The organism is Caballeronia sp. LZ035 (assembly GCF_031451175.1).
Taxonomy (GTDB): Bacteria; Pseudomonadota; Gammaproteobacteria; order Burkholderiales; family Burkholderiaceae; genus Caballeronia.
In genome coordinates, this window is the sequence record NZ_JARUXS010000003.1 from 1,487,336 (window position 1) to 1,499,773 (window position 12,438).

Below are 12,438 nucleotides of genomic sequence, written 5' to 3' on the forward strand. Positions count from 1 at the left end.
GCGCAAGGAGAAGCGCGTCAGGCGGCGCGCGTTTCCTGCTTGACGATGCGGCTGCGGCGTCCGTCGATGCCCACAGGCACGTCGCCATGAACCGTCGCGCGGCGCACGACGCGATGCGCATCGCCATAGTCCGCCACCGCGTAATGCTGGGTCGCGCGGTTGTCCCAGATCGCGACATCGCCTTGCGTCCAGCGCCAGCGCACGGTGTTCTCCAGCCGCGTGACGTGATCGTGGAAGAGTTCGGCCAGCCGGTCCGAATCGCGCTGCGACAGCCCGACAAAGCGCTGCACGAAATGCCCCAGCACGAGCGTGCGCTCGCCCGTTTCCGGATGCACGCGCACGACCGGATGCTCGGTCTCATAGAGCGTCGACGTGAACTGCTTGCGATACGCGCGCTCGGAATCGGTGTCGGGCACGTTGCGCGTCGCGGCGTAGTCGTAGGTATTGGAATGCAGCGCCCATAATGCGTCGGCGAGCGCGCGCAGCGGTGGCGGCAGGTTGTCGTAGGCGGCCGCCGTGTTGGCCCAGACCGTGTCGCCGCCGGCGGGCGGAATCACCACGCCGCGCAGGATGGAGATCTTCGGATAGGCATCGACGAAAGTGACGTCGGTATGCCAGGAGTTCGCGCGTGTGCCGTGTTTGGAATCGAGTTCGAGCAAGCGGCTGCTGCCGGCAAGCGATGGCACCGTCGGATGCGCGACGGTTTCGCCAAAACGCGCGGCGAAGGCTTCCTGTGCGGCGTCGTCGAGATGCGACTGGCCGCGAAAGAACAACACCTTGTGCTTGAGCAGCGCCTGATTGATTGCGCCGATGGCGGCATCGTCGAGGTCCGCGGACAGCGTCACGCCACGCACTTCAGCACCAATGCGTCCGCCTATGGGACGCACCTGGAACGGTTCATTCGACGTGACGGGTTCGCGCGCGGCATCGGCGGCGAGTGTGGGGCTCGTGGACATCGGGACACTCCGTTGGTATGCGTTTGTCGGATGCAGCCGCGTTCAGCGCGACGGAATCATTGAAGCATCGACAGCACATTCGACCAACGAAGCGTTTCGACTAAGCTTTACAGCGATCAGCGCGATTCATATTGACGCAGGCCCGCGATGCTTTCCTGCAACTCTTCCTCGAGCCGCGCCATCAGTTCGGCTGCCGGCAGTTCGCGCACCAGCGCGGCCGCCTGTCCAGCCCATTGCGCGCCATAGCCGAACTCACCCTGCGCCTTCGCGGCCGCATGGAGCGCCTTGCCGGCGTCGTAGGTGACCGGATAGTCGGGAATCGCGGGCGCCTGCGCGCTGCGGCCGAGTTCCGTGAAGCGGTTGACGAGGCTGCGCGCCTCGCGGCCCGAGATCGCGGTGGTGAAGGTCGTACGGCGCGCCGCATCGCTTAGCAAGGCACGCCGGTAGCCCGCATCGATCGCCGTCTCCTTGCACGGCACGAAGGCCGTGCCGAGTTGCGCCGCCTGCGCGCCCAGCGCCAGCGCCGCTGCAATGCCCGCGCCGTCCATGATGCCGCCTGCGGCGATCACGGGAACATCGAAGGCGCGCACGAGGAGCCGCGTGAGCGCCAGCACGCCGAGCCTGTCGTCCTCTCCGGCGGGATCGAACAGGCCTCGATGTCCGCCTGCCTCGATGCCCTGCGCGACGATGGCATCCACGCCCGCCGCTGCCACCTGTTCGGCTTCCCGCACATTGGTTGCGGATGCAATCAGTTTGATGCCCGCGCCGCGCAATGCGTCGATCGCACGCGGCGACGGCAGCCCGAAGTGAAAGCTCACCACCGCCGGCTTCTCTTCGACGAAGACCTGGAGCATCGCTTCATCGACGACAAAGCTCGTATAGATCTCGCTCAGCGTGGCGGGCGGCGTCGCGCCGTATTGCGCGAACACCGGCGCGAGCCAGTCGGTCCATGCCTTTTCCACGGCCGCGTTGGCGGTTGACGGTGCGTGACAGAAGACGTTGACATTGAAGGGTCGGGCGGTCAGCGCGCGGGTCTCGCGAATGACCTTGCGTGCGCCTTCGGCGTTCATCGCACCGACGCCGAGCGAGCCCAGCCCGCCCGCTTCCGATACGGCCGCGACGAGCGCCGGCGTGCTGACGCCGGCCATCGGCGCCTGGATGATCGGCGTCCGGATGCCGAGTCGCGATGTCAATGGGTTCGTGCTCATGGATGATCGTCCCTTGAAGGTTGCATTCAGCGCGTGCCGAGCTTCTCGACAACGAAGTCGACAAACGCCCGCACGCGCGACGACAGATGCCTGCCGTGCGGATAAAGCAGGATGAACGGCCGGCTGCATCCGCCGGCCTCAGTCAGCACCTCGACGAGCGTGCCCGCGCGCAGTTCCTTGTCCACCACGAAGCGGTAGGTCTGGAACAATCCCGCGCCATGCAGCGCGAGCGGAACGCCCGCGAGCGCGTCGCCGGAGGTGCCGTAGACGGCTTCCACCACCAGTTCCACCGCGTCGCCGTTCTGCATGAAGCGCCACGGCACGGGCCGGCCGGTACTCGGCATCTCGAACTGGATGCAGTCGTGATGGCTCAGGTCTTCGATCGTGCGAGGTGAACCCGCCCGCTCCAGATAAGCAGGCGAAGCCACGATCACGAGTTCCGCGTCCTCCAGCTTGCGCGCGATCAGGCCGGAATCGCGCGGCGCGCGGCCGCGTATCGCGAGATCGAAGCCTTCCTCGGCGAAGTCGATATTGCGGTTGCTCAGATGCGCTTCCACCGTGACATCGGGATAGCGCGCGCGGAATTCCGCGAGGATGGGCAGCATGCGAAAGTGACCATAAGGCGTCGGCATGCTGATGCGCAACACGCCCTTCGGCGTGGTCTGCTGGCCGGTGGCTTCGCGCTCGGCTTCGGCCAGACGATTGAGCGCGTCGCGGCATTGCTCGAAGTAACGGCGGCCGGCATCGGTCAGGCGGATCTGGCGCGTGGTGCGCACGAACAGCCGCACGTCAAGACGCTTTTCCAGCCGCGCGACGGAGCGGCTCACGGCAGCGGGCGTGACGCTCGCGGCCGTCGCGGCCAGCGTGAAGCTGCCGAGTTCAGCCGCGAGGCAGAACAGCTCGATGCTGCCGAGAAGAAGGTCGTCGAATTGCCGCTGCATGATGATGGACTATACGTCCGGGTTCGCTGTGCTGCATCTTCGCCATGCGCGGCGCGCGAGTCAATCGACGCGCAGGCATTTGACTTGTGACGGCGTGGAACAGATGCGCCGCTTCAAGTCGGCTCGAAAAAACGCCCGCTTTTCCGGTCAGGAGAAAGCGGGCGCTGCTTGCAGGCGTGCCATCGGGATGGCAGGCGATGCCTTACTTCGCGGTCGGCATCGCGAACTCGGCGCCCTTCTCGGTGCTTTCGGGCCAACGCTGCATGATCGACTTCTGCTTCGTGTAGAAACGCACGCCTTCCTCGCCGTACGCGTGCATGTCGCCGAACAGACTGCGCTTCCAGCCGCCGAAACCATGCCAGGCCATCGGCACGGGAATCGGCACGTTGATGCCGACCATGCCCACTTCAATGCGGCGTCCGAACTCGCGTGCGATGTGGCCATCACGCGTGTAGCAGGCCACGCCATTGCCGAACTCGTGCTCGTTGACGAGCTCCACGGCTTCGCTGAAGTCCTTCACGCGCACGCAGGCGAGAACCGGTCCGAAGATCTCTTCCTTGTAGATGCGCATCTGCGGCGTCACGTGGTCGAACAGCGTGCCGCCCGTGAAGAAGCCGTCTTCGTGACCCGGCACCTTGAAGCCCCGGCCATCGACGACCAGCTTCGCGCCCTCGTCCACGCCCATCGCGATATAGCCTTCGATGCGCTCCAGCGCCTGGCGCGTGACGATCGGGCCCATTTCGGCATCGTCTTCCATGCCGTTCTTGATCTTGAGCTGCTGCGCGCGCTCGGCAAGACGCGGCACGATCTTGTCCGCGACATCGCCCACCAGCACCGCCACCGAGATGGCCATGCAGCGCTCGCCCGCCGAGCCGTAGCCCGCGCCGATCAGCGCATCGATGGCCTGGTCGAGATCCGCATCCGGCATCACGACCATGTGGTTCTTCGCGCCGCCGAGCGCCTGCACGCGCTTGCCGTGCTTTGCGCCCGTCTCGTAGATGTAGTTTGCGATCGGCGTCGAGCCGACGAAGCTGATCGCCTTCACTTGCGGATGCGTGAGCAGCGCATCGACGACGACCTTGTCGCCCTGCACGACGTTGAAGATGCCGTCGGGCAAACCGGCTTGCTTGAGCAGTTCCGCCATGAACAGCGACGCCGACGGATCGCGCTCGCTCGGCTTCAGGATGAACGCATTGCCCGCTGCGATGGCGACCGGGAACATCCAGCACGGCACCATGCACGGGAAGTTGAACGGCGTAATGCCCGCGACAACGCCGAGCGGCTGGCGCGTGGTCCAGTTGTCGATGCCGGTGGACACCTGTTCGGTGTAGTCGCCCTTCAGCAGTTGCGGAATGCCGCAAGCAAATTCGATCACGTCGATACCGCGCGACACTTCACCCTGCGCATCCGAGAACACCTTGCCGTGCTCGGCGGTGATGATGGCCGCGAGTTCGTCGCGATGCTTGTTCATCAACTCCAGGAACTTGAGCATGACGCGGGCACGGCGGATCGGCGGCATGTCGCGCCAGGCCGGAAACGCCTGCTTCGCACTGGCCACCGCAGCGTCGACGTCGGCGGCTTCGCCGAGCACGAGCTTGCGCGGACGTTCGCCCGTCGCGGGGTTGAAGACCGGCTGCGTGCGCGTGGCCGAGCCGTTCGTCCGTTGACCGTGGATGTAATGGACCACGTCGGCGGTGTCGTTGAACGCTTGCATCTCGTCTCCTTCACTGAATGTTTGGGCAATGGTCACAGTGTAGGAAGCATCGGGCCGCGCGCAAAGACGCTATGATTGAACTCATTGTTTATTCTGGCAAACAATGAGCAGATGGAAGAGCAAAAGATCGAGGCTCTCTGGACCCATTTGCACTGGCTCACGGTGCTCGCGGAACAGGGCAGCTACACGGCGGCGGCCGCGCGCCTGAATGTCTCGAAGGCGGCCATGAGCCAGCGCATCGCGGAACTGGAGCGCGCAGCGGGCGTGCCGCTCGTCACCCGCACCACGCGCAGCGTGCGTTTTACCGAGGCAGGCCGCCGGCTCGTCGATGACACGCGCGAGCAATACCAGCACATCGCGTCGAGCTTTCTGAGCGTAAGGGAAATGGCGGGGGTCGCGCGCGGGCTGATCCGGCTGACCGCGCCGATGGCGTTCTCCCGCCAGCAACTCGTGCCGAAGATGTCGGGGTTCCTGCATGCGCATCCGGACGTGCGCGTGCAACTGGAAGCCGCCGACCGGCTCAGCTCCATCGCCACCGAGGGTTTCGATCTCGCAGTGCGTCATAGCGCGCAGGTGCCGGACACGCACGTCGCCTGGAAACTGTGCGACACGTATTCGGTGATCGTGGCCACCCGCGCCTATCTCAAGCGGCGCGGCACGCCGCAAAACCCGAACGATCTCGCCACGCACGACTGCCTCGTCTATCCGCGCGCGCAGTCGTCGAGTATCTGGTCGTTCCAGCGCAAGGGCAGCCGCAAGAGTTCGGCGGGGCCGACCACACTGGCCGTCAGCGGGCCGTTCGAAGCGAACAACAGCGAAGTGTTGCGCGACGCCGCCCTCGATGACCTGGGCATCGCGTTGCTGCCGGATTTCACCGCGCAGGCGGCGGTGCAGACGGGCAAGCTCGTGGTGCTGCTGCCGGAGTGGCGGCCGGTCGGCGCGTTTGCGGATCAGCTTTTCGTGGTGCGGCCGTATTCGCCGCATGTGCCGCGAGCCGTGGCGCTGTTCATCGGTTATTTGCGGGAGACCTTTTCGGGCGGGTTTCCGCTTTGATTTGCAGGCCCAGAATGCAAAACGCGCCCGCATGAATGCGGGCGCGTCGCTTGAGGCGCTGCTGCTTGCTTAGTGATGCGCAAACGTCGACGTCACGTCGTTTTGAATCGTGGTGATGCGTGCGCCCGATTGCGAGTTGCTGTCCGCCACACCGCCGTAGGCACTTTGCGCGGCGACACGCGCTTCAGCTGCCTGGATGTCGGCGGGATACGTGGTGTCGTTGACGACGCCCGGGTTGTAGCCTGCCTTTTCCAGTTGAACGATCTGCGCGCGGACTTCAGCGCGTGTCAAAGGTTGGCTGGATTGCGCGAAAGATGCGACCGGAGCGGCAAAAGCAAGAGCGATCGCTGCAATACCGATGAGCTTGTTCATGATTCATTCCTCCGTACCTTCAGTTTTTGGGTTGTCGCTCACGTTGCCTTGCTGCCTGGCCTTGCTGCTTCGTTTGCGACCGTTGAGGCAAGTTTAGGGATCGACTCATCTAGGGTAAATACCTAATCTGCGAAATCACTTTTGGCGAAAATCCGACTAATCCGGGCACACGCGAAGCCGGACGATAGCGGTCCGTATCGGCTATAAAGAAGAACGAGCGTGGTCTTTGGCGCGAACGATCGTTTGGACAGGAGAATCGCCTTGAAGCGCATCCTGGTAATCGGCGCGGGTTTCGCGGGACTGTGGAGCGCGCTGTCCGCCGCGCGCAAGCTCGACGAAATGGGCCCAGCCGCCGGGCAAACCGAAGTGGCCATCATCAATCCGGCGCCGTTTCACAGCGTGCGGGTGCGCAACTACGAACAGCCGCTCGACCCCACGCTCGTCCAGCTCGACACCGTGCTCGGCCCGGCCGGCGTGCGCCTGATCCAGGCGAAGGCCACGGACATCGACAGCGCGAACCGGCGCGTGACCGTCGCGCATGACGGGACCTCCGAGACGCTCGACTATGACCGCCTGATCCTCGCTGCGGGCAGCGTGCTGGTACGCCCGCCCATTCCCGGACTCGAGCACCATTCCTTCGACGTCGATACCTACGCCGGCGCGTGCCGCTTGCAGGCGCATCTGCTGACGCTGCCCGCGCTGCCGGATACGCCCGGCCGCTACACGGCGGTCGTGATCGGCGCGGGTCTGACGGGCATCGAACTCGCGGCGGAACTGCCTGCGCGGCTGCGCGAGATCGTCCCGGAAGGCGAGCGCGGCCGCGTGCGGGTCGTGCTCGCGGATCGTTCGACGCGCATCGCGCAAGCGATGGGCGGCGCGCAGCCGGTCATCGAGAACGCGCTGGGTGCGCTGGAAGTGGAGATGCGGCCGGGGGTGTCGCTGGAAGCGCTCGATGAACGGGGCGTCACGCTTACGAACGGCGCCACGCGCGAAACCATCGAAGCCGCGACGGTCATCTGGTGCGGCGGCATGCATGCGAACGCGCTGGCGGCGCAGTTACCCGTGACGCTGGATCCGCTCGGCCGCGTGCCCGTCGATACGTTCCTGCGCGCGGAAAACGTGCCCGGCGTATTCGCGGCGGGCGACTGCGCGCGGCTGTTGATCGACGGCACGCGGCCTTCGGTCATGTCGTGTCAGCATGGCAGGCCGATGGGTCGCTATGCCGGCCACAACGCGGTGTGCGATCTGTTCGGTATCGAGATGTTGCCGCTGTCGATCGACTGGTACACGACCATCTGCGATCTCGGGCCGTGGGGCGCGGTTTATACGGAGGGATGGGACAGGCAGCTGGTCTCGCAGGGCGAGCCGGCCAAGCAGACGAAGCGCACGATCAACGGCGAGCGCATCTATCCGCCGAGGAACGGCTCACGCGAGGCGCTGTTCGAGGCGGCGGCGCCCGTGGTGCAGACGCCGCCGCCGACGCATCGCAGCTGACTCGCTACGATGCCGTGAAGCTGCGAAGCGTCAGGCCTTCTGAACGGACGCGTCGTAGATCTCGTTGATCGACTGTTCGAGCGTCTTGTCGAACTCGCTGTCGCTCATCGACTTCTTCAGCTCGTTGATGAGCGCGCGCGAGAAGCTCGCGATCATGCCGTGGTTCTGCGCGAGCTTCTTGCACGCGTCGGTGCGCGTATAGCCGCCCGACAGCGCCACCACGCGCACGACACGCGGATGCTCGATCAGCGGACGGTAGAAATCCGCCTCGTCCGGGATCGTCAGCTTGATCATCACCTGGCTGGATTCGGGCAGCGCGTCGAGGCCCTTGAGCAGTTCGTCGCGCAGGATCTTTTCTGCGCCCTTCTTGTCCGGGCTCTTGATCGAGACTTCGGGTTCGAGGATCGGCACGAGACCGTGCTTGATGATCTGTGCGCCCACTTCGAACTGCTGTTTCGACACAGCGGCAATGCCCTTTGCGTCGGCCTGATGGATCACCGAGCGCATCTTCGTGCCGAACACACCGAGCTTGGCCGCACGCGCGAGCAGGTCGTCGAGACCGGGGATCGGCTTCATCACCTGCACGCCGTCCGCTTCGGCTTCCAGACCCTTGTCGACCTTCAGGAACGGCACGATGCCGCGGTCTTCCCAAAGGAACGTGGGCACCGGCTTGCCGCCGGCTTCACCATCCATCGTGCGCTCGAACAGAATGGCGCCGATCACTTTCTGGCCCGTGAACGAAGGCGCCGTCATGATGCGCACCCGCATCTCGTGCATCAGCTTGAACATTTCGGCGTCGCCGTTATAGGCGTCTTCCGGAATGCCATATTGCTTGAGCGCACCTGGCGTCGAACCGCCGCTCTGATCCAGAGCAGCGATGAAACCATTCTTCTCAGCCATTTGCGCGAGCATCTTTTCGTTAGCCACGAACATTTCCTCCTCGAAGTTCAAACACCAGGTTCGGCGCATTCGAATTCACGCCTTTACCCGGGCTTATGGATCAGCTTCCTCAAGTGTAATGGTTTTGACGGATATAAAAGGCGCGCAAAGCCGCGTTTTGCGAGCAAAGCGGCCGCGAATGGGCCGCTATCGTGCGTTAGCGCACTTGCTGCCGCGAATAAACCGCTTGATGCAGCTTATGACGTGGCGGACTCGAGATCGCTTGCGCCGACAGGCTTGACGCCTGTCCGCCAGAACCGCAGGGCCCGACGCAGCACGGAAGGCGCGTGGGCGAAGTCAGCGGCTTGCGGGAGTTCCGCATGATCGTTCGACGTGATGCTGGAAGTTTCGCTCGATGGCGCTGGTGCAGTCACTTCAGGTTCGGGAAGCGGCGCGAATCTCTCTCTGGCATCGCCACAACGCGCATTCAACTGGCGGCGTGTTTCGGGGTCATCGATCAAGGCCTGCGCACTCAACATGCCGCGTTCGAATTGCAGCGCATAGGCGATGTCGGTGAAATTTTCATAGCGGCCGGTATCGGCCAGTTCGAAGGCCAGTTCCGCGGTGCGGCGGCGCTTCCATGCTTCGAGATCGTCTTGGCCCGTGCTCACGAATGTCCTCTCCTGAGCGATGAGGTGCCGATGATGTTAGCCCGCCGCCAAACGTTTTACCGTTGTCGCGTCACAACAAGCAGACGAAAGACGCTCAACAAATCGTACAAAAAATGCTTGCCTTGCGCATGGGATTCGCTTAGCCCGCGCGTAACGTGCGCTCAGGGACACTGTTTCTGCTGCCGGCATGTTGTATTGCTTACAATTGCGCCAACCGGAGCGGCATCATCCGGGCGTCCATCAGTTCGCTGCGGTCTTGCGAGCCTTACCTTTAGCAACCATCAAGCGAATGGAACACGAGTCGAGAGAACTGATCCTGCGGGATCTTGGCGCGGTGGCCCGCATCAACGCCGTACCGTCGATGCTCGAGATGATCTGCAGTGAATCCGGCATGGGATTCGCCGCGGTTGCGCGCGTCAGCGAGCTCACCTGGACCGCTTGCGCGGTGAAGGACACCATCAGCTTCGGGCTCCAGCCCGGCGGCCAGCTCGACCTTCACACCACGTTGTGTCACGAGTCGCGCGAGGAGCGCGTCGCCATCGTCGTCGATGATTTCGACACGGATACGCGCTACTGCGGACATCACACGCCGACCATTTACAAGCTGCGAAGCTATATCTCCGTGCCGATCGTGCTGCCGGACGGCGAGTACTTCGGCAATCTCTGCGCAATCGACACCCGGCCCATGCACGTGTCCGATCCGCGCGTGGTGCGCATGTTCGAAGTCTTCGCCAATCTCATCGCGTTGCAACTCGACAGCGACAAGCGCCAGTGGTCCACCGAGAACCTGTTGTCGAGCGAGCGTGAGAGTTCGAAGCTTCGCGAGGAATTCATCGCGGTGCTTGGCCATGACTTGCGCAGTCCGCTGGCGGCGATCAGCGCGAGCGCCGACTATCTGCGGCTGAAAGCGGACACGCCCGACATGACCAGGGTGGCGAAGCGGCTGACGTCGAGCGCGTCCCGCATGTCGAAGCTCATCGACGACATCATGGATTTCGCACGCGGCCGGCTGGGCAACGGCATTCCCGCGCGTATCGAGCGAGTGCAGAATCTCGGCCCGTACCTGCAAACGGTCGTCAACGAGATCACGCAGGCGAACGAAGACCGGAAGATCTTCGCGACCTTGGCTATCGAGCGTCCTGTCGATTGCGACCCCACGCGCTTGCAGCAACTGCTGGCGAATCTGCTTGCCAATGCCGTGACCCACGGAAGCGCTGACGAACCCGTGCGCGTGTCGGCCATCACCGATGCTTCTCATCTCGTCATCGAGGTAGCGAATCAAGGCGATTCCATCGCGGAGGAGTCGCTCGCGAAAGTGTTCGAGCCGTATTGGCGCGCTGCGAACAAGACGCCGAGCGAGGGCCTGGGCCTCGGGCTGTATATCTGTCAGCAGGTGGTCAACGCTCACAAGGGAACGATCGAGGCGTGCTCGTCGCAGGCAGACGGCACCTGTTTCACCGCGCGCATTCCGCTGGTCGCATGATGGCTGGATCAGGTCCGAACCATGCGCTCATGCACGATGGATTGATTCTGCATAACGACAGTGAGATGAGGACACCACTCAGCATGAACGGCCTGGTCGCAAAAGCCCAATGCGTCGTCTGGACGCGCCGGAAAAAAAGTGCGCTCGATGCCCCCCGCGTGCTCGTGGTGGACGACTTCACGGATACCGCGGACGCCATCAGCATGGTGCTGGCCATTGGCGGTTTCGATTCGAATGCCGTCTACAGCGGACGCCGCGCGATCGACACAATCGGTCAATGGCACCCGCAGATCGTCCTGCTGGACATCTGGATGCCGGATATGTCGGGACTGGAAGTGGCCACGCATCTGCGGGCCAATGCGAGCACATCGGATACGGTGCTGATCGCGCATTCGGCGGCGTCGTCGGAGTCCGACCTCGAACGCGCGAAGCAAGCGGGATTCGACGCGTTCTGCGCCAAACCTACAGACTCGGCGATTCTTGCGCCGCTGTTGCGGCATTTTGTTCCGGACGCTTAGGCGAACCGGATCGTAACGCCGCAAAGTCGGGAAGCTACAGATCGACGCGTTCGCGCGGCTCGTGCATCGGACAGCCGTTGCGCTCGCCGCGAAAGCCCGACGACATCTCGTACGACATCCGTCGCGAACGCATCACGCCGCCCAGCGGCCGATGCGCCGCCACGCCGTGCCACGGACTGAAGGCCATGCCGTCGTCGATGCCGCGCGCCCGCTCCGGGTTCCACGTGCTCTGCGGCGCCACGCGAATGCGCGCCACGGTCACATAGGGACTCTCGTCTTCCGGCCACTGCACCGAAGCATCCTCGACAGGCATCTTCTCGATGTCGGTCGCCAGTTGCACGCGCACTTCCCATTCGGCGCCGTTCGCCGCGAAGAAATCGCTGACGGATTCGCGCAGGCCATCGGGCCGGTCCCTCAGATCGACTGGCGCATCCGTCAGCGCCGTCAGTTCCGGCGATACAGGCGCGACGCTTACCTTGCCGAAATATCGGCCATGAAGAAGCGGCACGGCCGTATAAAACGTCTCGCCAAGAATGTTCGTCTCAGGATGACCGCCCAGGCTCTTGATCATGCCGCTTTCGCCGCCCAGCTTCTCGATCAGCGCTTCCGTGCCGCGCAGCATCGCTGAGAGCGCCTTCTTGCCGCCGGGCATCTTGTCGGTGGTCTTGGCGAGCAGCTTGAGATTCGCGAGGAACTTCTTGGGCGTCGCGGCCGTGAAGGCCGGCGCGTTGATCATCACCAGATCCTGCGTGCGGTCGCCTTCGCTGCCCGGCAAACGCTCGCCCTCCACGCCGATGATCTTCACAGCGAGTCCGCGCGGCGTCGACACGTTGTCGTCGAGCACGTCGCCGGGATTCGTCGACAAACGCAGCACCACGGGAAAGCTTGCAGCCTGCGCGAAAATGCCTTGCGCGAGTTCAGGCGGCAGGCCGGCGCTGACCTGCATTTCGCCGATCAGAAGGCCGTGGCTTTTCGCGTGGACGCTGCGGATCGCGTGTCCCGAGTCGGCATACGTCTTCTCGGTGATGCCGCGCATGGTTTCCGCGAGTTCTTTCGTGGTCTCGGCTTCGTCGTCGGGGATCTGTTCGAAGGTGGGGTCAAACGGCAGCGCGGGGATGGGCATGGAAGCTCCAGGTTGTGGGTGTTATG

12 protein-coding genes are annotated in these 12,438 nt (G+C 63.9%); 4 read left to right on the top strand and 8 right to left on the bottom strand.

Translation table 11 applies throughout. The annotated features are described in order from the left end of the window. Positions 1-17 precede the first annotated feature (17 nt). From QCE88_RS29410 to QCE88_RS29425, 4 genes are all read right to left on the bottom strand, one after another. A complete protein-coding gene (locus QCE88_RS29410) occupies positions 18-956 on the bottom strand; it encodes a TauD/TfdA family dioxygenase (RefSeq protein ID WP_309908478.1) in 939 nt (312 codons plus the stop codon). Positions 957-1,072: 116 nt separating this feature from the next. Beyond that, positions 1,073-2,164, bottom strand: coding sequence for a nitronate monooxygenase (locus QCE88_RS29415; protein ID WP_309908480.1), 1,092 nt, complete (start codon positions 2,162-2,164; stop codon positions 1,073-1,075). Between the two features lie 26 nt (positions 2,165-2,190). Next, a complete protein-coding gene (locus QCE88_RS29420) occupies positions 2,191-3,105 on the bottom strand; it encodes a LysR family transcriptional regulator (RefSeq protein ID WP_309908481.1) in 915 nt (304 codons plus the stop codon). Between the two features lie 202 nt (positions 3,106-3,307). Continuing rightward, positions 3,308-4,819 (bottom strand): CoA-acylating methylmalonate-semialdehyde dehydrogenase, encoded by a 1,512-nt coding sequence (locus tag QCE88_RS29425; RefSeq protein ID WP_309908482.1) that lies wholly within the window; start codon positions 4,817-4,819, stop codon positions 3,308-3,310. A 111-nt stretch (positions 4,820-4,930) separates the two neighbouring features. On the opposite strand from QCE88_RS29425, the gene QCE88_RS29430 reads away from it, so the two are divergent. After that, entirely contained in the window at positions 4,931-5,872 is a 942-nt protein-coding gene (locus QCE88_RS29430) for a LysR family transcriptional regulator (RefSeq protein WP_309908483.1), read from the top strand. A gap of 69 nt (positions 5,873-5,941) precedes the next feature. On the opposite strand, the gene QCE88_RS29435 is transcribed toward QCE88_RS29430, so the two are convergent. After that, the gene (locus tag QCE88_RS29435) at positions 5,942-6,244 is read right to left on the bottom strand and encodes a DUF4148 domain-containing protein (protein WP_309908485.1); all 303 of its coding nucleotides are present in this window, start codon (positions 6,242-6,244) and stop codon (positions 5,942-5,944) included. Between the two features lie 261 nt (positions 6,245-6,505). Here QCE88_RS29435 and QCE88_RS29440 point away from each other — a divergent pair, with 261 nt between their 5' ends. Then, a complete protein-coding gene (locus tag QCE88_RS29440) occupies positions 6,506-7,738 on the top strand; it encodes an FAD-dependent oxidoreductase (protein ID WP_309908487.1) in 1,233 nt (410 codons plus the stop codon). A 30-nt stretch (positions 7,739-7,768) separates the two neighbouring features. On the opposite strand, the gene QCE88_RS29445 is transcribed toward QCE88_RS29440, so the two are convergent. Both QCE88_RS29445 and QCE88_RS29450 read right to left on the bottom strand, forming a co-directional pair. Beyond that, positions 7,769-8,671, bottom strand: a complete 903-nt coding sequence (locus QCE88_RS29445) for a fructose bisphosphate aldolase (RefSeq protein ID WP_409018239.1) — start codon at positions 8,669-8,671, stop codon at positions 7,769-7,771. A 203-nt stretch (positions 8,672-8,874) separates the two neighbouring features. After that, positions 8,875-9,288 (bottom strand): hypothetical protein, encoded by a 414-nt coding sequence (locus tag QCE88_RS29450; RefSeq protein ID WP_309908490.1) that lies wholly within the window; start codon positions 9,286-9,288, stop codon positions 8,875-8,877. A gap of 289 nt (positions 9,289-9,577) precedes the next feature. Here QCE88_RS29450 and QCE88_RS29455 point away from each other — a divergent pair, with 289 nt between their 5' ends. Together QCE88_RS29455 and QCE88_RS29460 are read left to right on the top strand one after the other, a co-directional pair. Continuing rightward, entirely contained in the window at positions 9,578-10,771 is a 1,194-nt protein-coding gene (locus QCE88_RS29455; RefSeq protein WP_309908491.1) for a GAF domain-containing sensor histidine kinase, read from the top strand. Continuing rightward, the gene (locus tag QCE88_RS29460; RefSeq protein WP_309908493.1) at positions 10,714-11,289 is read left to right on the top strand and encodes a response regulator; all 576 of its coding nucleotides are present in this window, start codon (positions 10,714-10,716) and stop codon (positions 11,287-11,289) included. Before QCE88_RS29455 ends, QCE88_RS29460 begins: the two co-directional genes overlap by 58 nt. Before the next feature lie 34 nt (positions 11,290-11,323). On the opposite strand, the gene QCE88_RS29465 is transcribed toward QCE88_RS29460, so the two are convergent. Next, entirely contained in the window at positions 11,324-12,412 is a 1,089-nt protein-coding gene (locus tag QCE88_RS29465) for a catalase family protein (protein WP_309908494.1), read from the bottom strand. Positions 12,413-12,438: the final 26 nt, after the last annotated feature.

Bases quoted from the DNA above. Each gene is read 5' to 3' on its own strand.
- QCE88_RS29410 (WP_309908478.1), bottom strand. From the start codon at position 956: ATGTCCACGAGCCCCACACTCGCCGCCGATGCCGCGCGCGAACCCGTC.
- QCE88_RS29415 (WP_309908480.1), bottom strand. From the start codon at position 2,164: ATGAGCACGAACCCATTGACATCGCGACTCGGCATCCGGACGCCGATC.
- QCE88_RS29420 (WP_309908481.1), bottom strand. From the start codon at position 3,105: ATGCAGCGGCAATTCGACGACCTTCTTCTCGGCAGCATCGAGCTGTTC.
- QCE88_RS29425 (WP_309908482.1), bottom strand. From the start codon at position 4,819: ATGCAAGCGTTCAACGACACCGCCGACGTGGTCCATTACATCCACGGT.
- QCE88_RS29430 (WP_309908483.1), top strand. From the start codon at position 4,931: ATGGAAGAGCAAAAGATCGAGGCTCTCTGGACCCATTTGCACTGGCTC.
- QCE88_RS29435 (WP_309908485.1), bottom strand. From the start codon at position 6,244: ATGAACAAGCTCATCGGTATTGCAGCGATCGCTCTTGCTTTTGCCGCT.
- QCE88_RS29445 (WP_409018239.1), bottom strand. From the start codon at position 8,671: ATGTTCGTGGCTAACGAAAAGATGCTCGCGCAAATGGCTGAGAAGAAT.
- QCE88_RS29455 (WP_309908491.1), top strand. From the start codon at position 9,578: ATGGAACACGAGTCGAGAGAACTGATCCTGCGGGATCTTGGCGCGGTG.
- QCE88_RS29465 (WP_309908494.1), bottom strand. From the start codon at position 12,412: ATGCCCATCCCCGCGCTGCCGTTTGACCCCACCTTCGAACAGATCCCC.